1 protein-coding gene is annotated in these 22,761 nt (G+C 69.3%); it reads right to left on the bottom strand.

All coding sequences use genetic code 11. The annotated features are described in order from the left end of the window. Window positions 1–49 precede the first annotated feature (49 nt). On the bottom strand, window positions 50–22,720 hold the full coding sequence (locus tag N536_RS0119950) for a non-ribosomal peptide synthase/polyketide synthase (RefSeq protein WP_029115226.1): 22,671 nt from the start codon (window positions 22,718–22,720) through the stop codon (window positions 50–52). Window positions 22,721–22,761: the final 41 nt, after the last annotated feature.

Genomic DNA, 22,761 nt, shown 5'->3' with positions numbered 1-22,761 from the left:
GCCCGCCGGTGCGAACCGGCGGGCCTTCGGCGTTTCGGCGCCGCGCCGATCAGCGTGCCAACTCGGCCGCGATCAGCGGACCGAGCCGCTGCAACGTGTCCGCATCCATCAGCTCCGAATGGCGGCAGTCCAGCTCGACCACGCGCAACTGCCCGCCGACGTGGTCCCGCCAACCTGCCGATGCGACACCCACCAGATCCATTTCCAACGTCGTGGCATCGACGAAGAACACGTCCCCGTCGTACCTGCCGTAGTACGCGGCGGCGGTGAGACGCTCAGCGGCGACGTAGTTTTCGATGACGAGGGCAATCTGGTGGTCGTCGAGGATCGCGATCGCGTCGCCGCTCGAGCGCACCAGCGCCACCGCCTCGGTCACCGTCATCCTGGCGTCGGCGTCGACGGGGAATCCCATCTCTCGTAGCAGCCCGGCCAGCACGGCGGCGGGATCGAACGTGTCGTTCGTTGCCACGTCCGTGCGCGCGTCCAACATTCCGACGAACGTCACCTCGCGGCCTCGCCGCACGAGCTCCTGGGCGATCAGCAGAGCCACCGAGCCGCCGAACGACCAGCCGAGCAACCGGATGGGCCCGCTGGGCGCGACGTCGACGATCGTGTCGGCGTAGCCGGAGGCGAGTTCGGCGATGGTGTCGGGCAATCGCCCGCCGCAGAACAGCGGCGACTGCAGCCCGTACAACGGAATCCGCTCCGGCAGATGCCGCTTCAGGCTCGCGAACTGCCAACTGAGCCCACTGGCAGGATGGACACAGAACAGCGGCGGCTCCGTTCCCGATGGCCGCAGCGGCAACAGCGGCGCCAAACCATCCGCCGCGTCGGCGTGATCGGTCGTCAACCGGGCGTCGAGGTCGGCGACGGTGGACGCCAGCATCAACTCGGCGACGGGGACGTCGATGCCGAATTCGCGTCGGATGGTCGCCGCCAGGCGAACCAACAGCAGGGAATGACCACCGAGAGCGAAGAAGTCCGCGTCGATGCTCGTCACGCCGACACCGAGGACGTCGGAGAACAGCTCGCACAGTCGCCTCTGCTGTGCGGTTGCGGCGCGTCGACCGGCTTCGGCTTCGAATTGCGGGTCGGGAAGGGCATTCCGGTCCAGTTTCCCGCTCGGCGTCAGCGGGAACGCGTCCAACGCGACGAACGCCGAGGGCACCATGTGGCTGGGCAGCGTCGACGCCGCATGCTCGCGAAGGCCGACGGAGGACGGCTCCTCGACTCCCGCGGCCGGCAGGTAGTACGCCACCAACCGGTCGGAGCGAACCACCACCCGCGCCGATGACACCGCTGGATGCGCCGTCAGCACCGTTTCGATCTCGCCGGGCTCGATGCGGACACCCCGCAACTTGATCTGATCGTCGACCCGACCCTGGTACTCCAACTGGCCGTCGTCGCGCCACCGCACCACGTCGCCGGTTCGGTACATCCGTGCACCGGCCTCGAACGGACTGGCGACGAAACTCTGCGCGGTCAGGCCCGGGCGATGTAGATAGCCGTCCGCCAATTGCACGCCGCCGAGGTACAGCTCGCCCTGCACGCCCGGGGGAACCGGGTTGAGGTAGGCGTCGAGCACGAAGGTCCGTACGTTCCACCCGGGCAGGCCGAGCGCCACAGGGCCTCCGTCGGCGGTCCACCCGAGGACGTCCACCGATGCCTCGGTCGGTCCGTACAGATTGTGCAGCGGCACACCGGCAGTCCCGAAGGTGACCGTGAAGCGATTCGCCACCTCGGCGGACAGTGCCTCGCCGCCAACCGTCACACGGGTCAGCGACCTGCATTCCCCCGACCGTGGCTCCTCGAGGAACAACTCCAGCATCGACGGCACGAAATCCACCGCCGTCACGCCGTGGGAGACGATGACGTCCGCCAGGTAGCCGGGGTCGCGGTGCCCGCCCGGGCGCGCCACCACCAGGGTCGCCCGAACACTCAACGGCCAGAACACCTCCCACACCGACGTATCGAAGCTGATCGGCGTCTTGACCAGCATCCGATCATCGGCCGTCAGCGGGTACGCATGCTGCAGCCAGGAGATCCGGTTGGTGATGCCTGCGTGCGGCACCGCGACGCCCTTGGGCCGTCCGGTGGAACCGGAGGTGTACAACACGTACGCCCACGAAGCCGGATCCACCACCGGGAGCGGTCCTGACACCTTCGAGTTCCGCACCGCACGCACCGCGGCTGCGTCGTCGAGCACGGCGGCAGGCTTGGCGTCGTCGATCATGTACGCCAACCGATCCGGCGGATAATCCGGATCCAGCGGCAGGAAGGCCGCGCCCGACTTCGACACGGCGAGCAATGCCACGACGAGTTCCACCGACCGCGGCAGGGACACCCCGACGATCGCACCGGGACGGGCGCCGTCTTCGACGAGACTGGCCGCCAACCGATCCGACCAGACGTCCAATTCGGCGTAGGTCAGCACCTGGTCGTCGAACACGACCGCCGTCGCGTCGGGCGTGTGTGCCGCCTGACGGGATACTGCCACGGCAAGGCCGCCCGGGTCGATCTCGTGGTCGGTGGCGTTGCGGGCCGTGATCAGGTCGGCGCGTTCGGCGCGACGCAGAACATCCACGGCGCCAACGGGAATCGTCGGGTCGGTCGCCACCTGGCCGAGAACCGACACCAGCCGGTGCGTCAACGTCCGCACCGTCGATTCGTCGAACAGGTCGCTGCCGTACTCGGCCATGACCGTCGCCCGGCCGTCGGCACGCTCGTCGATCAGCGTGAACCCGAGGTCGAACATCGCCGCCGACACCGGCGGCTCGCACCACTGCGTGGGTAGCCCGAACATCTCGGTGTCCGCCCCGCCACGCAGGTGGTATCCGATGAACACGTTGAACAACGGATTGCGCCCGGCGACTCGCGGTGGGTTCAACTCCTCGACCAGCCGCTCGAACGGCAGCTCCTGATGCGCGAACGCCGCCAGATCGGCCGTGCGGACGCGGGTCAGCATCTCGTCGAACGACGGGTTGCCGGACACGTCGGCACGCAGCACGACGGTATTCACGAAGAAGCCGACCACGTCGTCGAGTGCGGCTTCGTCGCGCCCCGCGACCGGCGTGCCCACCACGATGTCGTCACCGGCGCCCAGCCGATGAAGCAGCACCGCGACGGCCGCATGCAGCACCATCAGCATGCTGACCTGGCGGTCGGCAGCCAAAGTACCCAGCGCGGCAGCGGTTTCCGGCGGAAGCTCGACGTGCAGTGTGCCGCCTGCACCAGTGGGCCGGGCCGGTCTGGGCCGGTCGGTGGGCAAGGTCATTTCGTCGGGGGCATCCGCGAGCGCCGTACGCCAGAACCGCCGCTGCTCCTCGCCGACGACCGCCAGCAGGTCGCGCTGCCACAACGAGTAGTCGGCGTACTGCACGGGCAGGGCGGGCAGTGGCGTGCCGTCGCCGGCGACTCGCGCCGCATAGGCGCGGTTGAGATCGTCGAGGAACGGTGTGTCCGACCACTCGTCGGTCGCGATGTGGTGCAGCAGCAGGACCACGGTGTGGTCACCCGCGCCGACCCTGAAGACGCCGACCCGGACGGGGATTTCCGTGCCGAGGTCGAACAGGTAGTCGGCCGCCTCGGTGATCAGGGCGGCGACGTCATCGTCGGCACAGTCGACGACGCGCATCGGCGCCCGGGTTCCGGTGGGCAGGATCTCCTGGTACAGCGCCCCGTCGTCTTCGGCGAAGACGGTGCGCAACGCCTCGTGCCGGTCGAGGACGTCGGTCACCGCGTCGCCGAGCGCTTCCAGATCCAGGGCACCGCGGACCCGGAAGACCAGTGGGTAGTTGTACGCCACACCGGTTTCGCCGAGCCGATCCAGGATCAGCAGCCGCTCCTGCGCGGGTGAGGCGGGAATCCGTTCGGGTCGAGCCGTCGCGACCAGCTCGGGTCTCGGCGACCGCGTCGGCGTCGGGGCCGATTCCAGCCCCGCCGCGAGGCGCGCCACCGTGCGGGCGTTGAACACGTCGCCCAGCGAGAGCTCGACACCCAGCTCGGTGCGGACCCGGCCGATCAGCCGGATGGTCAGCAGGGAATGCCCTCCGAGGTCGAAGAAGTCGTCATCGACTCCGACGTCGTCCATCCCGAGGACGTCGGCGAAGACGTCGCACAGCGTCTCCTCGGCAGGCGTCTGCGGTGGCCGGCTGGCCTGCCGTCCACTCGTGGGGGCCACCTCGGGCAACGCCCGAACGTCCAGCTTGCCGTTGTCGGTGAGCGGCAGCTCGTCCAGCAGCGTCATCGCCGTCGGCACCATGTAAGCGGGCAGCACAGCCTTCAGGTGGGTGCGCAGTTCGCCGACGAGGTCGGTCTCGCCTGGCCCCGCGGGCACGACATAGCCGACCAACCGGTGTGAGCCAGACGTGGTCGGGTCCGGTCGGGCGATCACCGCGGCCCGCGCGACCCGTGGATGAGTGGCGAGTGCCGCCTCGATGTCGCCGAGTTCGACGCGGTAGCCCCGGATCTTGACCTGGTCGTCGGTGCGGCCGAGGTAGTCGATATTGCCGTCGGCGCGCCGCACCACGAGGTCGCCGGTCCGGTACATCCGGCCGGGCTGGAATGGGTTGGCGACGAAGCGGCCCGCGCTCAGACCCGGCTGACCGAGGTACCCGCGCGCGAGACCCGCACCCGCGATGTACAACTCGCCGGCGACGCCGTCCGGCACCGGCCGCAACCACCCGTCGAGAATGTGTGCGCTGGTGTTCCAGATCGGTTGGCCGACGGTGGGGGTGGCGCTGTCGTCAGTGCCGCCGCCGAGAGTGTTGATGGTGTACTCGGTGGGCCCGTACAGGTTGTAGCCGTAGCTACTGTCGCTGTCGCGCAGCCGATCCCACACCGCTGCCGACACGGCTTCACCGCCGAGCAGCACCAGCACGGGTGGATGGTCGCCGTCGAGTAGCCCCTGCTCGAAGAGGAGCGCCGCGTAGGTGGGGGTGACGTTGATGACGTCGATCTGGTGCCGATGGCAGTAGGCGACGAGTGCTGTTGCATCCCTGCGGAGTTCCTCGTCGCAGATGTGGACTTCGTGGCCTTCGATGAGCCACAGCAGTTCTTCCCACGACATGTCGAAGGAGAACGACACGGTGTGCGCGATCCGCAGTCTGCGCCCGCCCGCCTTCGCGATGGCCGGTGCAAAGATCGCCTCCCGGTGGTTGAGGTGCATGTTGGTCAGGCCCCGGTGCGGGGTGACGACGCCCTTGGGCTTGCCCGTCGAACCGGACGTGTAGATCACGTACGCGGGCTCGGCAAGGACGGGGGCGCGGCCGTCCCACGTCGGGCTCGCTGCCGCGCACGCGTCCCGCACGTCGGCACCGTCGAGGACGACGATGGGGCAGGAGTCGGGTGCGACGGCCGCGATCCGCGTCGCGGTGGCCGTCGTGGCCAGCGCGCACACCGGTCCGGCATCCGACAGCATGACCTCGAGCCGGTCATCGGGATAGTCGAGTTCCAGCGGCAGGTAGGCAGCGCCAGCGCGCAGCACCGCGAAGAGGGCCACCACCGCGTCGATCGAGCGGGGAATGGCCAGGGCGACAGTGACTTCCGGTCCGATTCCGCGGTCGCGCAGCACCCAGGCCAGCCGGTTGAGCCGGCTCTCCAACTCCCGGTAATCGATGCTGTCGTCGCCGCACACCAGCGCCGTCGATGCCGCCGCCGCTCCACCGTGGGTGGCGAGCAGGTCCATCACGGTGGCGTCGAGCAGGTCGTGTCGCGTCGAATCCGTCTGAGCTTCCAGTGCTTGCCGTTCGCCGGGCAGGACCAGCGGGACGGCCGCCAGCGTGCCGTCGTTGGCTGCGAGATGCAGCATCACCTGATGGAGACGGTCCAGAAGGCGTTGGGCGCGTGGGCGATCCACTACGTCGGGCCGGTACTCCAGCTTGACCCACAGCCGCCGGCCCGGGGAGGCGACCCAGGTCAACGGATAGTGTGACGCGTCGATCGAGTCGTGGCCGACGATGCCGTGATCGGTCTCCATGTCGGTGAACGTGTCGTCGCCGAGGAAGTTCTGTAGCACGTAGAGGCTGTCCAACAGCGGGCCGCCGCCCGACAGTGCGGCGTTGGTCGCCGCGACCGCGCGGTGGACGTCGCCGAGACCCAGGTACTCGTGGTCCATCAGCCGCAATCGTTCGGTCTGCACGGCGCGTGTGGTGTCGGCGACCGAACGGTGGGGCTGCAGGCGGACGCGGGTCGGCACGGTGTTGAGGAAAAGGCCGATGACGGAGTCGATGCCGTCGAGTTCGGTCGGGCGTCCGGCGACCGTCGACCCGAAGACCACGTCGTCGCTGCCGGTTTCGTAGCCGAGCACCAAGGCCAGTGCGGTGGAGATCAACGAGTTCATGGTGACGCCGTGCTGGCGTGCGGTTCCGCTGAGTTGCGCGGTCTGGTCTTCGGTCAGGGTGAAGTCGAGCCGCAATGCGAGGGTGGGGTCGGTGCCGACCGCATCGGGCACCAGGAGCGTCGGCCCGGTCAGGTCGGCGAGGGCCTCGGCCCATTGCCGGGCCGACGCGTCGCGGTTCTGGCCGGCCAGCCACCGCAGGTAGTCGCTGAAGTCGGCGGAGGGCTCTGGGAGGCTCGCGGGCGTTCCGTGCCTGGCGGCGGTGTACTCGGCGAACAACTCTCGCAGCAGTTGTTCTCGCGACCAACCGTCGAGCAGCAGGAAGTGATAGCTGAAGACCAGCCGGTCGTGTCCACCGGTGCGCAGTACCGTCATTCGCGCCAGCGGGGGTGCGCTGAGATCGAAGGTGCGGAGTCGATCGTTTGCGGTGATCTCGTCGACGCGATCGGAGACCCGGTCCGGCGTGAGGCCGGTGAGGTCGATCAGCTCTGGTTCGCACACGGGATCCGCGACGATGGCGGCCACCGGGTGCGGCAGGTCGTCCGCCAAGAAGCCGGATCGCAGTACTGGGTTGCGCCTCATCACCGCTGAATACGCGGCGCGCAGCGCGTCGACGTCGACCGGATCGACGAAGTCGAAGACGTTCTGGACGATGTACACCGCGGTCTGCGCATAGCGCGCCTGGAAGTACACGCCCTCCTGCAGCGGTGACAGCGGCCAGATGTCCTCCACGGCGTGCGCGGCGGTGATCCGGTCGATCTGCTGTTGGGACAGTTCGACGAGTGGAACGTCCGACGGAGTCAGTGCCACCGCCGAACCGTCGGCGACGGTGCGGCCCAGTTCGCGCAGCACCGCGACCCACTGGTCGCCCAACTCCGCCACGTCGTCGGCACCGAGCTCGCCGTCGGCGTAGGTGAGGGTGGCGCGCAGGCGCGGGCCGTCGACCGTCTCGTCACAGATCGCGTTGATCTCCAACAGGTATGGGGTGCCCAGATCGGGATCGGGGGCGACGCGCAACGCGTCGACTTCCGGTGCCGAGTCCCAGTCATCGGTGCCGTCAGCGGCCCAGCGGCCGAGGTAGTTGAACAGCAGTTGCGGGCTCGGTAGACGGCCGAGTGCGGCGGCGGTACGTGGGTTGCAGTAGCGCAGCTGGCCATAGCCGAGTCCGCCGTTGGGCGCGGCGCGCAGCCGTTCCTTGACCTCCTTGAGGGCGGTGATGAGATCGCCGCCGGCACCGGCCGGCAACCGGACCGGGGCGATAGCGGTGAACCATCCCACGGTCCTGGACAAGTCGAGCGCTTCGCCCCAGCCGTCGCGGCCGTGCCGCTCCAGATCGAGAACGAGCGGCGCATCGGGTGCACCGCCGCGTGCGGTGCGCCACCGACCGACGGCCAGATGCAGTGCCGTCACCAGGGTTTCGGTGACGTCGGCGTTGGCCATGGCAGGAACGGTGGTGAGCAGTGGCACGGTCTCGGCCGCGGTGAGGCGGACCTCGTGGCCGCGGGTGGCCCCCACGGTCAGGGTCGCCGTCGAGGTCTGCGCATCGAGTTCGCCGCCGGGCGCGAGCGTCGATGTCCAGTGCTCGAACTCCGCCAGTCGGGCGGCCTGCTGGGCGTTCTCGTTGACCGCCCGGGCATGGGCGCGGATCGACGTCGGCACCGGCTGCAGTACGGGAGGCCGGCCGGCCAGGAGCTGTTCGCACGCGTCGCCGAGATCCTCGATGAGAATCCGCCATGACACGCCGTCGACGGCGAGGTGATGCACCACCAGGAGCAGCCGGCCTTGGCGGTCGGCGCCGCGATCGAACCACACCGCCTGCACGATGGCGCCCCCATCCGGATCCAACCGGTCCGCGGCGGCGTCGGACTGTGCGCCGATCGCGTCGCGTAACTCGTCGTCGCCAAGGTGCGCGGCGTCGACCCGCGTCAGTGAGAACCGGATCTCGGCAGTCGTTTCCAGTGACCACAGCATCGGCACTGGGCGGCTCAGCCGTATCCGCAGGGCATCGTGCCGGGCGATGACGGCGCCGAGCGCCGCTTCGAGTCGATCGTGGGTCAGACTCCCCGGAGTGCGCAGCAGCTCGGTCTGGTTCAACCTGTTCACCGATCCGCCAAGTTCGGCGAGGCGCTGCACGATCGGGGTGAGCATGACCTCTCCGAGGTCGGGACCCGAGTCGTCCGCGGCAGCGGGCGTCGAGGCGCTCTCGCCAGCGGCTTCGGCGAGTGCCGCGGGGCTGCGTTGGACGAACACCTGCTGCGGTGTGATCCGCACTCCCTTCCGTCGAGCCCGGTTGACGAGTTGGATTGCGGCGATGCTGTCGCCGCCCATCGTGAAGAAGTCGTCGTCGGGAGTGACTGTGGTACCGAGGATCTCGGTGCACAATGCGGTCAGCAGCGTCGCGGTGTCGTGACCGGTGACGGATACCTCATTCGCAGCGACCGGCGGCTGTTCCGGTTCGGGTAGCGCCGCACGGTCGAGCTTCCCGTTGACCGTCAAGGGCAACGCGTCGAGCACGACGAGCGCCGACGGCACCATGTAATCCGGCAGCCGGGCGGCGAGTTCGGCACGCACCGCTGGCACGTCCACCGATTCGCGTCCGACCAGGTAGCCGATGAGGCGCGTGCGACCGGCATCGTCCTGCCGGACGGCGGCGGCGGCGTTCGCGATGCCGGGTACGGTCGCCATCGCCGACTCGACCTCGCCGAGTTCGATGCGGTAACCCCGCACCTTCACCTGGTGATCGGAGCGGCCTACGTAGACGAGTTCGCCTGTCTCCCTCCACATCGCGGTGTCGCCGCTGCGGTAGAGCCGCTCCCCGGCGGCGTCGAACGGGTTGGCCACGAACCGCCCGGCGGTCAGGCCGGGCCTGCCGACGTAGCCGCGCGCGAGCTGCCCGCCTGCGACGTACATCTCGCCGACCACGCCGGTGGGGACCGGCTGCAGATTGCCGTCGAGCAGATGGATTCGCAGCCCCGGGAGCGGCCCGCCGATCACGCTGTCGGCCGCGTCCGTGTCGCCCGAATCGAGAGCGCGGTGTGAGACGTGCACACAGGTCTCGGTGATGCCGTACATGTTGACCAACCGCGGCGAGTCGGCGCCGTGACGCTGGTACCAGCCGGAGAGCCGGCGAACGTCGAGTGCCTCACCGCCGAAGATCACGTAACGCAGCTTGAGCTCCGGCCGATCGCGTTGGTCCGCCTCGATCAACGGATAGAAGGCCGACGGGGTCTGGTTCAGCACGGTCACCCGTTCGGTTTCGAGGAGTTGTGCGAACCGTTCGGGATCGCGGGCCACCTCCTGCTCAACGACCACCAGGCGACCACCGTGCAGCAGCGGTCCCCACAGTTCCCATACCGAGAAGTCGAACGCCGCGGAGTGGAACATCGTCCACACGTCGTCGGGGCCGAAGTCGAACGGTGCATCGGTGCCGCCGGTCGTGGCACTGAACAACGCGGCCACGTTGCGATGAGTGACGGCAACGCCCTTCGGCACACCGGTCGAACCGGACGTGTAGATGACGTAGGCGGCGTGATCGGGACTGAGTCCCGTTGGGGGCAGCGGCTGCTCCGCCGGGTGTCGCGCCGCGTCGGCAAGGATGACGAGCGGGGTGGCCGAGTCGGGGAGCCGGTCGCTCCGGTCGGTGAGGATGCAGACGGGTGCCGAGTCGTCGAGGATGTGCTGCAGACGCGCTGCCGGGGAATCGATGTCGAGTGGCACGTAGGTGCCACCGGCCTTGATGACGGCCAACAGCCCGACGATCAGGTCCACCGATCGGGGCAACGCCACCGCCACCCGCGATTCGGGCTGCACACCCAGATCTCTCAGTGTGGCCGCCACCGCCGACGCTCGGGAATCGAGCTCGGCGTAGGTGAGCCGATCGTGACCGCACGTCACCGCGACCGAGTCCGATGATCGGCGTACAACCGCGGTGAACGCCTCGGCGAGCGTCTGGTCGGGACCGCGACGGGACTCGGTGTCCGAGACGAGTTCCCGTTCGGCCGTGGTGCGTACGTCGATCGTGCTGACCGGCGCATCGGGCCGCTCGACGAACGCGGTGAGGATGCGTTCGACTCGCTCGGCGAACCGGTCGGCCTGGTGTTCGGTTAGCACAGAGGCGTCGTACTTGATCTCGACGGTCAGCTGCTCGTCGAGGTAGGCGACGAACGACACCGGGTAGTGCGGCGAGTCTGTGCCGGTGAAGCCGTGGAACTTGAGGGCACGCGCGTCGTCGGGTGCGCCCGCGGCAGCGGTGGGGAAGTTCTCGACGACGACCATGGTGTCGAAGAGATCCCGGGCCCCCGCGAGTCGGGCCAGCTCGGCCAAGCCCACTTGCTGGGCGTCGAGCAGCCCGCTCTGCGTCTCCTGCAAATCGGCCATGGCTGCCGCGATCGATGTCCTCGGTTCCCATGACATGGGTACCGGAATGGTGTTGATCAGCAGTCCCACAATGGATTCGGTGCCTGCCAGGTCGCCACCGCGGCCTGACACCGTCGACCCGAATACCACGCGGCCGCGCCCGAGCAGCCTGCCAAGAAGCAGACCCCACGCACCGTGCAGCGCGGTGCTCAGCGTGATCCCGCGATCCCGTGCCGTGCGCGTCAATGCGTCGGTCAGGTCGGGGGAGAGTCGCCGCACTGCGCTGCGGTGCTCACCAACGGCGTGGCGGTCCTCGTCGAACAGCGTGGTCGGTTCGATGCCCGCCAGCGCCGTCGACCAGGCCTGCCGGGCGGCGTCGCGATCCCCTCCGGTGACGGCTTCGACATGATCGCGCAGGGTGACGGACAACGCTGACGGTCCGGTGCCGACTCCGATCGCGGCGTTGTACTGCTCGACGACGTCACCGAAGATCACGGGATAGGACCAGCCGTCGGCGACGATGTGGTGCATCGTCTGGATCAGCCGGTGCTCGCGCTCACCGAGCTTCACCAGGACGTAGCGCACCAGCGGCGCATCGGCAAGGTCGAACGGGTGCGAGAGTGCTTCGGAGGCAACGGCATCCAGACCGTCTGGATCGGCATCGACGGTCCGGAAGTCGACGGGAACGTCGGCCCAGATCACTTGGGCTAGCCGACCGTCCTCGCGTTCCCGGAAGCTGGCGCGAAGCGCCTGATGTCTACGCATCACGGCGGTCACGCTGGCCCGCAGCGCATCCGGGTCCACCGGGCCGCTGATCCGTGCGATCTGCTGCACTCGGTAGGTGTCCTCATAGCCCTCGATGCCGTCGCCGAAGGCGCTGTGGAAGTACATGCCTTCCTGAAGGGGCAGCAGGGGCAACACGTCCTCGATCGGGCCGGTGCGCTGCCACTCGTCGACGTCGGCCTGGGTCAGTGCGATCAGCGGGAAGTCCGACGGCGTGTGTCCGGGCAGGGCATCGCATCGGGTGAGTGCGGTCAAGGCGTCGACCCACAGGGTGGCGAGGGCGTCGACGTCGGCGTCGTCGAGCAGGCCGCTGGGCCAGGCCAGTGTCATGGTGAGCACGGTGCCGTCGGGACGGTCCTCCGCGAGGGCGTTGATCTCAAGGGCCATAGCGGGATTCGAGGGATCGACCCCTTCGCGCAGTGCGCCGATGTCTGCGACGGGTTCCCAGTTCCGGCCGCTGCCGCCGGCGAACCTGCCGAGATAGTTGAACAGAATCTGTGGGGACTTCCCGTGGATCGGTTTCGACGCGTCGAGGTAGCGCAGCACGCCGTAGCCCAGGCCTCGGTTCGGAATGGTGCGCAGCTGCTCCTTCACCGACTTCGCCGCCGCCGCCAACGACGGTCCTGCCGCCAGCACGTCGGCCCAGGCCAGCGTGCCGGGATCGATCCGTGCCGGGTAGATGGCGGTGAACCAGCCGACCGTTCGGGACAGGTCGAGATCACCGGGCACCAGATCCGCCTCGCGCCCATGGCCTTCCAGGTTCAGCACTGTCGCCGAGGTCGCGGTCTGGCCGCGGTCGTGCCGCCACTGCGACATAGCCAAGGACAGCGCGGTGAGCAGCACGTCGTTGACACCGCCGTGCATGGCCGACGGCACCGAGGACAACAACGCCGAACTGACGGTGGGCGGCAGCGAGACGTCACGGCTGCGCACGGTTGCGACGGTGTCGATCGTCGGGTCCAATGGCCGGCGGCCGAGGTCGGGATGCGGGGTGGACAGCACGTCGTTCCAATGCCGCGCCTCGTCGAACGGTGCCGTGGTGATCGCTGTCGACCACGTGCGGAACGACGTGGGGGCGACGTCGAGGGTCGCCGGCCGCCCCGCCGCACGCTCGCTCCACGCCCTGGCAAGGTCCTCGCCCAGGATGCGCCACGAGACGCCGTCGACGACCAAGTGGTGGATGACCAGCAGCAGCTGGCCCGACACATTTCCCGGGTCGCTTCGCTCCTGCCCTCCGGAAGTGCCTGAGGCCTGGTACCACACGGCGCGGACCATGACGCCGTCCTCGGGCGCGAGTTCGGCGGCCGCGGCGGTGGTCGCAGCGGCGACGTCGCTCGCCGTGAGCGCCCCGGTCCGGCTGGTGACGACGGGCTCGGGGTGGCCGCCAGGCTCGGGAACGGTCAGGGTCCAGCGGGAGGCGTCGTCGGCGACGAGCCGGGCCCGCAGCATGCCGTGCGCGTCGAGTACGGACCGAAGCACGACTTCGAGGTCCTCGCTCGTCATTTCGGCGGGGGTGGTCAGCACCATCGACTGGTAGAAGTTGTTCAGCGGTGTCGCGGACTGCGCGGTCTCGGCCAGCATCGGGGTCGCGGCAATCACGCCGACGCCCGTGTCGGGTTCGGCCGCGGCCACGGGTGACTCCGTGCGTACCACCGCGGCCAGCGCGGCCACGGTGCGGCGTCGGAAGACGTCGCGCGGCGTGATCTGCAGACCCGCCTTGCGGGCTCGGCCACAGACGGCGATGGACGAGATGCTGTCGCCGCCGAGGGCGAAGAAGTCGTCATCAACGCTGATTCCGTCGATGCCGAGCACTCCCGAGATGACCTCGAGCAGCGTCGACTCCACGGCGGTGCGCGGCTCGCGTGCCGCCCCTCGGGTGGCGGCCACCGGCTCGGGCAGCGCGGCCACGTCCAGCTTGCCGTTGATGGTGAGCGGTAGCGCGTCCACGACGCCGTAGCGGGTCGGCACCATGTAGCCGGGCAGGACGGCGGCCAGATGATCGCGCAGCTGGGTGATGAACACCGACACGTCGTCGGGCGCAGCGGCCGGAATGACGTATGCGGCAAGGGTCTTGACCGGAGGGGTGCCGGAACCGGACCGCGCGACGACCGCGCATCGGGCCACCCCGTCGGCCGTTGCCAGCACCGACTCGACCTCCCCGAGTTCGACCCGGTAGCCGCGGATCTTCACCTGGTCGTCGGCGCGGCCAAGGAAGTCGAGGTGTCCGTCGGGGCGGCGGCGCACCAGGTCACCGGTGCGATACATCCGACCGCCGGGCACGTGTGGGTCGGCGATCATCGCGTTGGCGGTCAGGCCGGGACGATGATGGTATCCGCGTGCCAGTCCGGTCCCGGCGACGTACAGCTCGCCGGTCGAACCGTCGGGAACCGGGCGCAGCGCCGCGTCCAGAATGTAGCCACGCGTATTCCAGATGGGTTGTCCCACAGTGGGTGTGGCACTCTCGGCGGTGCCGCCGCCGAGAGTGTTGATGGTGTACTCGGTGGGCCCGTACAGGTTGTAACCCGCCGACTCCGGGTGCTCGCGCAGGGCCGACCAGACGCCGTCGCCGACGGCCTCGCCACCAAGTAGAACCAGGCCCGGCGTATGGGCACCGCTGAGCAGGCCGGCGTCCATCAGATGGTGGGCGTAGGTGGGCGTCACGTTGATGACGTCCACCCGGTGCTCGTGGCAGTAGGCGACCAGAGCGGGAGCGTCGCGGCGCAGCTCCTCGTCGCACACGTGCACCTCGTGACCTTCGACGAGCCAGAACAGCTCCTCCCACGACATGTCGAAGGAGAACGAGACCGTGTGCGCAATCCGTAGCTGGTCCTGCCGCGCCCCGCGGGCGCGTCGTACGGTGGGGTCGAAGATGGCCTCGCGGTGGTTGAAGTACATGTTGGTCAGGCCGGCGTAACCCGTCAGGACGCCCTTGGGTCGTCCCGTGGAGCCCGAGGTGTAGATCAGGTAGGCGGGGTGCTGCAGGCGTTGCGTCCCGCTCGCGAAGTCGCCGAGCTCGGCCGGTGTCAGCGGGTCGGCCGGGGTGGCTGCCAGGGCGGCGGCCGTCTCGGGGTCGTCCACCGCGACGATGGTGGCGCCATGCCCGCGGGTGAAGTCGGCGAGCTGGGTGTGCTCCGAGGTGGTGAGCAGCAAGACCGGTCGCGCATCGTCAACGATGGTGCGCAGCCGGTCGATCGGCAGATCCAGCTCCAACGGCAGGTATGCGGCGCCGGCGCGCAACACCGCGAACAACGCCACCACCATGTCGATGGAACGCGGAAGTGCCAGCGCCACGAACGTTTCCGGTGCCGCGCCGTGTAGGCGCAGGTAGCGCGCCAGCTGCGAGACGCGGTCATCGAACTCGCGGTACGTCAGGCGCTGCGCACCGAACACGACGGCGGTGTCGTCCGGGTTGCGGTCGGCTTGCCGCGCCAGCAGTTCCGCGACGGTGACGGGCTCCACCGGTCGAGCGGTGGACGACCATCGTCGCTCCAGTTCGGATCGCCGTGGCGGACCGACCAGTTCGATAGATCCGATGGCGACGTCGGGCGACTGGGCGATCGCGTCGAACACCGCGAGCAGTTGGTCGACCATCTCGCGGGCCCGCGCGTCGTCCACGACGCGGTGCTCGAGCTTCACCGTCAGTTCGCGTCCCGGGGTGACGACCCAGGTGAGTGGGAAGTGGGTGGTGTCGTGGTAGTCGACCGCGACGATGCCGTGGGCGGATTCGAGGTCGGTGAAGGTGTCGTCGTCGAGGAAGTTCTGCAGCACGAGCAGCGAGTCGAACAGCGCGCCACCGGAATCGCCTGCGGCCCGCTGGATCTGACCCAGGCCGAGATGGTCGTGGCGCATCATCGACACGCGCTGCTCGTTGACCGCTCGCATGGCGTCGGAAGCCGAGTGGTTGGGAGACAGGTCGAGCCGAACGGGCACGGTGTTGAGGAACAGCCCGATCGTCTCGTCGATGCCGACTAGTTCGCCGGGTCGGCCTGCCACCGTGATGCCGACGACGACGTCGGTGGTGCCGGCGTGGTACCCGGTGACGATCGAGACTGCGGCGGTGACCACGGCGTTCAGCGTGACGCCCAACTCGGCCGCGCGGGAGAGCATTCCGGCGGTCACCGAATCGGGGACCGACACCACGATGCGCCCCGGCTCCGCGTCGACGACGGCTGCGGGCTGGCCGGGTTCGACACCGCTGGCGAGGGTGGGTCCGTCGAGTCCCGACAGCACGCGTCGCCACGCGGCGGATGCGTCGTCCTCGCCGACGGTCTTCAGCCACTCCAGGTACTGCAGGACGAGGTCGCCGTGCGCCTCGACGGTGCCATGTTCGCCGCGAGAGTCATAGAGGGCGAACAACTCCCGTAGAACGAGTTCGCGTGACCAGCCGTCGAAGAGCAGGAAGTGGTAGGTGAACAGCATCCGGTCCCGACCGTCGGGCAGCCGGATGACGGTGAGGCGCAGTAGCGGTGCGGTGGCGATGTCGAACGGCGTGGTGCGGTCCGCGTCGGCGGTGCGCCGTGCCACGTCGGCCACCGCCGGGTCGCCGGGGTCCTCGGTGCTGAGGTCGACGACTGCGATGTCCGACGGCGGGTCGGCGAAGATGACCTGGACGAGGTCGGTGGCGTCGACGTCGGGGACGTCCTCGGCGTGGTCGACGGTCCGGAAACCGGCGCGCAGTTGCGGGTGGCGGCGCAACAGGGCGCTGAACGCCCGCTGCATGGCGTCGACGTCGATGCGGCGGTCGAACTCGAAGGTGTTCTGCGCGATGTACGTCGACGCCGATCGATCCGTCTCGGCGCCCAGCGCACTCTGGTAATAGACGCCCTGCTGCAGCGGTGACATCGCCCAGATGTCGTCCACAGCCGTGCTGGACGTGATCCGGGCGATCGTCTCGGCGGACAACCGCACCGTGCCGAACCGAGGGATCGCCACGCGTGCCCTGGCGAGGGGCGCGGCCTCGTTCAGTGCCGCAGCCAGGCCGATCGCGGTGCGTCTACGGAACACGTCCTCGGTGGTGACGAGGTAACCCGCGCGGGCCAACCTGCTCGTTACCCGGATGGCGGCGATGCTGTCGCCGCCAAGCGCGAAGAAGTCGGCGTCGGCATTGACGGTGTCGCGGCCGAGGACGTCGGCCACCACGTCGACGATCGCGCGTTGCACGTCGTCGGCTGGCACGAGCGCCTCACCTGCGGCCGAGTCCGCCTGCCCGACGAGCGACCGAAGCGTCGCGGTGTCGCGCTTCCCGTTGGGCAACAGGGGAATCGCGTCGATCGCCTGAACCGACGTCGGCACCATGTGGCGGGGAAGCTCGTCGGCGAGGCCGGACACGACGGTGTCGGGAGACGAGGCGCCCGGTCGTAGGACGACGAACGCTGCAAGCGTCGAGCCGGTGCCGACCACGGCCGCGTCCAGCACGTCGGCGTGACGGGTGAGCGCCGCCTCGACCTCGGCCGGTTCGATGCGGTGGCCATTGACCTTCAACTGACCGTCCGCGCGGCCGGCGTAGGACACCCGTCCGTCGGGAAGTCGGGCGCCCAAATCTCCGGTGCGGTACATCCGCTGGCCGTCGGGCGCGGCGACGAAGCGGGCCGCGGTTTGGCCGGGGCGGTGGAGGTAGCCGCGCGCCAATTGCACACCGCTGACGTAGATTTCGCCGATCACACCGACGGGCAGATCCTGCAGCAACGGATCCAGCACGCGGATGCCGGTCCCGGGCACCATGGAACCGAGCGTGATGCCACCCGTGTGCTGTTCGCCGGCGAGGACGTCGCCCGCGACTTCGGAGGACCCGTACGAGTTCACGATCACTGCGGCGGGTGACGCCGTGCGCAGCGCCGCCACGTGGGCGGCTTCCAGTGGCTCGCCGCTGACGATCCAGCGTTCCACGCCGCGGACTTCGTCGGCGTGTTCGTCGGCCAGCGCAGAGGCGAGCGACGGAACTGCGACCAACTGACGGACGTCGTGGGCGGCGATCAGACCCGCGAGCCGTCGCCCGTCCCGCGCGTCGTCGTCACCGGCGAGCACCGTGCACGCCCCGCCCGCAAGCCCGGACAGCAGTTCGGTGGTGCCGTCGATGAACGACAGCGAACTCTTCGCCAACCGGGTCGCCGACGGCCACTGGGCGATCGCCCACTTCAACCTGTTCGCCAGCGCGCCATGGGTTCCCACGACGGCCTTCGGTTCGCCGGTGGAGCCGGAGGTGTAGAGCACCGAGACCGCGTCCAACGGGCCGACTTCGACGGGCACGAACGGCTCGGCCGCACCCGCCAGATCGGTGGTGTCGACGAGCGTTGTGTCGATGAGAGTAGTGCCGTCGGGGATCGCACCGCTGCACGCCGTTCGCCCGGCGGCGTCGACGAGGACGGCAAGCGGCCGCGCATGCGTCACCATGAAGTCGATGCGCGTCCGCGGATAGGTCGGGTCGACCGGCAGGTACGCAGCCCCGGTCATGATGATGGCCCACATCGCGGCCACCGCGTCGGCCGACCGCGACATCGCCAACGCGACGATGTCACCGCGGCGCACCCCGGCGTCGACCAGCTGCCGCGCAAACACTGATGCACGGGAATCGAGTTCGGCGAACGTCCACGACTGCGCGTCAACCACGATGGCTACCTCGTCGCGGTGGGCGGCGATGCCGTCGGCGATCAGCGCGGTCACCGTGGTGGCGGGGGCAGCGGGCGCCGGCTGGTCCGGGGTGCCCAGTGGCATTTCGGCACAGCGCAGAGCGGGGTTGGTGGTGACGGCGGTGAGCACGGCGGCGAACGCCTGCACGACGGCGTCGGCGAACACGTCGGACACCTGCCCGCGGTCGTTGGTGACGGTGACCGTGATGGTGTCGCGGACCGCGATCATCACCGTCAGCGGGTAGTGCGGTGCTTCGACCACGCCGATCTCGCCGAGACTCAGCTCGCCGACCGAATGGGTTGTGGTGCCGAGGTTCTCGATGACGACCAGCGAGTCGAACAGTTCGCCGACACCCGCGATGCGGTGGGCGTCGGTGAGCGGAAGGTGGTGGTGCTCGACGACGGCGGATTCGACGCCCGCAAGTCGCGTGGCCACGTCCAGCGCGGTGTCACCCGCCGACCATCGCACCCGCACGGGCACGGTGTTGACCAGCAGGCCCACCATGCGGTCGATGCCGTCGAGGTCGCCGCCGCGGCCGGACACCACGGTGCCGAACAGCACGTCGTCGGTACCGGTGAGACGGCCGACGGTGACTCCCCATGCGGTGTGCAGGAGCGTGCCGACCGTGATCGACGCCTGGCCGGCGGCCGCGGCGACGGAAGCCCGGGACCCCACGGAGGTGGTGCGGCTGCCGAAGCCGTCCGCCGGCGCCGCCTGCCCGCGTGTCCCGTCCGCCGCGGTGATCCGAGTGGGCTCGACGACCCCATCGAGCACGTCCGCCCACGCCGCCCGGTCCGCGACGTCGTCGCGCTCGTCGAGCCAGTCCACGAATCGGGCGAATTGGGGTGCGGGACCGTCGAAGTCGTTGCCCGTATACGCCGCCAACAGGTCGTCGAGCACGATCGGCACCGACCATCCGTCGGCCACGATGTGGTGCACCGTCTGGATCATGGTGTGCACGTCGTCGCTGCGGCGGACCAACGTGTACCGGGTGAGCGGTGGGGCGGCCAGGTCGAACCTGCGGCTGCGTTCCCACTGGGCGCGGGACGCGATCACCAGGTCCGCGTCGTCGCCGCGGGCGTCGACGACGTCGAAGTCGGGCGCCGCCGGCGTCGCGTGCACGGCGACCGGCGTGCCGTCCGACAACGTGGTGAACGCCGCCGACAGGGTCCGGTGCCGGTTGACGACGGCTTCGGTGGCGCGCTGGAAGCGGTCGGTGTCCAGCGGTCCGGTGATGTCGACGATCTGCTGCACGACGTACGGGTCGTGGCTTCGGCTGAACGTGGAGTGGAAGTAGATGCCCTGCTGGGTGGCGGTCAAGGGCAGGACGTCGGCCAACCCCGGGTACGTCTGCTCGAGACGGGTGACGTCGCCGGCATCGAGCGCGACGCGCGGGAAGTCCGAGATGCTGTGCCCCCGAACGTCATCGCTGATCGCGATGGCGGCGAGCAGCTCGCTCCAGCGCCGGGCGAGGCGGGTGACCTCGGACTCCGCGATGGCGCCGGAGGGCCAACTGAACGTCGCGCGCAACACCGTCGCGCCGGCGATGGTCACGGCTTCGGCGTTGACCTCCAACAGCCGTGGCAGCGGCATCGCGGGGTCGCGGTCCTCCAGCACCGCGGCGTCGTCGTCGGCGAAGGCCCATGGCCGCTGCCCGGCCTCGAACCGGCCGAGGTAGTTGAACAGGACCTGCGGTGCCACGGCGAGGGTGTCGTCGCCGCGCAGATAGCGCAACGCCCCATGGCTGAGCCCGCGCGATGGCACCGAGCGCAGTTGGTCCTTGATCGACCGCACTGCCGCCCCGAGTGCGGTGCCGCCGGACAGGGCTGCGCTGCAGTCGAAGTCGTCGGCTCGCAATGCGACGGGATACAGCGTGGTGAACCAGCCGACAGTCCCCGACAGGTCGAGGTCGCCGACCTGATCGGCTTCGCGCCCGTGGCCCTCCATCTCGACGAGCAACGTCCCGTCGGCTTCGTGTCCACACTCACTGCGCCATTCGAGCAGTGCCAGGTACAGCGCGGCGACCATCGCGTCGTTGACGTGACCATGAATCCGGTCGGGAACGTCGGTCAGCACCGCCTCGGCCACGGTCGCGGGAAGTTCCACGGTCAGGCGCGCCTCGGACGCGACGGTGTCGCGGGCTGGGTCCAATGGCCGATCACCCAAGGGTGTTTCGGACGTCGAGCACACGCGCTGCCAGTGCTCGAGATCCTCGTCAAACGCCCCTTCGACCGTCGCATCGTTCAGCCGCTGGGCCCATGTTCGCCATGACGTTGCGGCGGGAGGCAGCGTCGCATGGCTGCCGCCGATGATCAGACGATGCGCGGCGGCGATGTCCTCGGCAAGGATGCGCAGGGACACCCCGTCGACGACGACGTGATGCGCCACCACGAGCAGGCGGCCCGGCCCGACCTCGGCTGGACGCCAGCCGAATGCCACCATCACGCCTGCGGCTGGGTCGAGCGTCGCGACGAGGTCGTCGCGTAGGCGCTCGATGTCCGCGCCGGGATCGGCCATGGTCAAGCGGATCTGGGGCGGCGTCTCCGGGATGTGCAGCGTGGCGGCCCCGCCGTCCGTCGATGCCCACAGCACGGGGTGGCGGGCGAGGGTGGCGGATAGCACGGCACGCAGCGTGTCTTCCTCGAGGCCTTCGGGCGTGACCAGTGCCATGCCTTGGTAGAAGCCGTTCATTGCCGAACCGGCCTCGCCGGCCTCGTCGAGCCAGTGCAGAATCGGGGTGGCCACCGCCGGGCCGGTGGGCTCGTCGACAACGTCGGCGGCAGGCACTGCGCCCGACTCGGCCAGTAGCGGGGCGAGCGCCTCGACGGTGCGGTGAGCGAACATGTCCCTGGGCCGCAGGGTGTAGCCACTGGCGCGGACCCGGCTGACCACCCGGATCGCGACGATGCTGTCGCCGCCCAGGCTGAAGAAGTCGTCGTCCACGCCGATCTCATCGAGGTCGAGTGCATCGGCAAACGCCTGACACAGCACGGTTTCCCGCGGCGTCCGTGGCGGTTTCACTGTGCGGCGGGGCGCCACGTCGGGGGCAGGCAGCGCGCGCCGATCGGTCTTGCCATTGGCCGTCACGGGGACCCGATCGAGCGCGACGAACAACGTCGGCACCATGTAGTCGGGCAGCCGGGTGCGGCCCCAGTCGGCGATCTCGGCGTGCAGCGCAGCGTCATTGGTGATGCCGTCGCTCGCGACGAGGTAGCCGACCAGCTGTTCCGAGTTGCCGTGGCGGTGCACGTCGACGACGGCCTGGCGCACCGCGGGATGGTCGGCCAGCTGCGCCTCGATCTCCTCCAGCTCGATGCGCCTGCCGCGGATCTTCACCTGGTTGTCGGCGCGGCCGAGGAACTCCAGGCTGCCGTCCGCGGTCCACCGCGCCAGATCGCCGGTGCGGTACATCCGAGAGCCGTTGTCGTCGAACGGGTTTGCCACGAACCGCGACGCCGTGAGCGACGATGCGTTGACGTACCCACGGCCGAGCAGGAACCCCGCCGCGTAGAGTTCGCCGCCGACACCGGGCGGCACGGGCCGCATGTCGTCGTCGAGCACGTACAGCTGGGTATGGGGGTTGGGCCTGCCGATCGAGGTGGCGATGCGTTCGGCGGTGTCGCGGTAGATCACGTGCGACACGCCGATCGTCGCCTCTGCCGGGCCGTACCCGTGATACAGCGTCGTGGACAGCTGGCTGCGGAACCGGGCGAACAGGCCGGGGGTCAGCACCTCGCCGCCGCACCACACGTGGCGAAGCGACTGCAACGAACTGGGCCCGGCGCTGAGGCGGTCGAGTTCGAGCAGCGTGTCGAGCATCGAGGACACCAGGTAGACGAACGTCACCCGCTGTGTCCGGATCAGGTCCAGCAGGTACTCGGGATCCTTCTCACCGTCGGGTTCGGCCACCACGACTCGGCCGCCGCTGACCAGAGGCAGCAGGATTTCGTTGACCGAGATGTCGAAGGACAACGGTGCCTTGAACAGTGCCGCATCATCGCCGCCGAACAGGAGAATGTGGTCGCGCTGCCACAGCAGCCGCTCGGCGATCGCCTCGTGGCGGATCATGGCACCCTTGGGCTTGCCGGTCGATCCAGAGGTGAAGATCACGTAGGCGAGCTGCCCCGGTTCCACCAACACCGCAGGCGGTTGCGTCGGCTGCCCCGCGAAGCGCCAGTCGTCGAAATCCACCGCGAGAGTCGGGACGTCCCAGTCGGATTCGTCATCCGCCGTCACGAAGGCGACGCCAGCGCCCGCGTCGGCGAGCACCTGGCTGCGCCGGTGCTGCGGCCAGCTGGGGTCCACCGGCACGAATGCCGCCCCGGCGACCATGACGGCAAGGACGCAGACCACCATCTCGGCCGAACGGGGCACGCCGATGGCGACGATCGACTCGGGGCGGGAGTCGCTGGCGCGCAACGTATTCGCCAGCTGAGCGACACGTTCACCAAGCTCGCGGTAGGTCAGCAGACGATCACCGTGCACGACGGCGGCCGCGTCGGGCGTGGCCTCGCACTGCGCGCCGAACAACTCGGGCACCGTGGACGTCCACTCGGGTATCGAGCGGTTGTTCCACCCTTCCAGGAGTTCCGCGATGTTCAGTGAATGCGTGGTCACGAAAGTGCAACCTCTCCGTCGGTATTCATGTCGCGTGTCAA

Source organism: Mycobacterium sp. URHB0044, assembly GCF_000620625.1.
Classification (GTDB): Bacteria; Actinomycetota; Actinomycetes; order Mycobacteriales; family Mycobacteriaceae; genus Mycobacterium.
The sequence above is the reverse complement of the archived record's forward strand: the minus strand, read 5'-3'. Positions and strand labels throughout refer to the sequence as shown.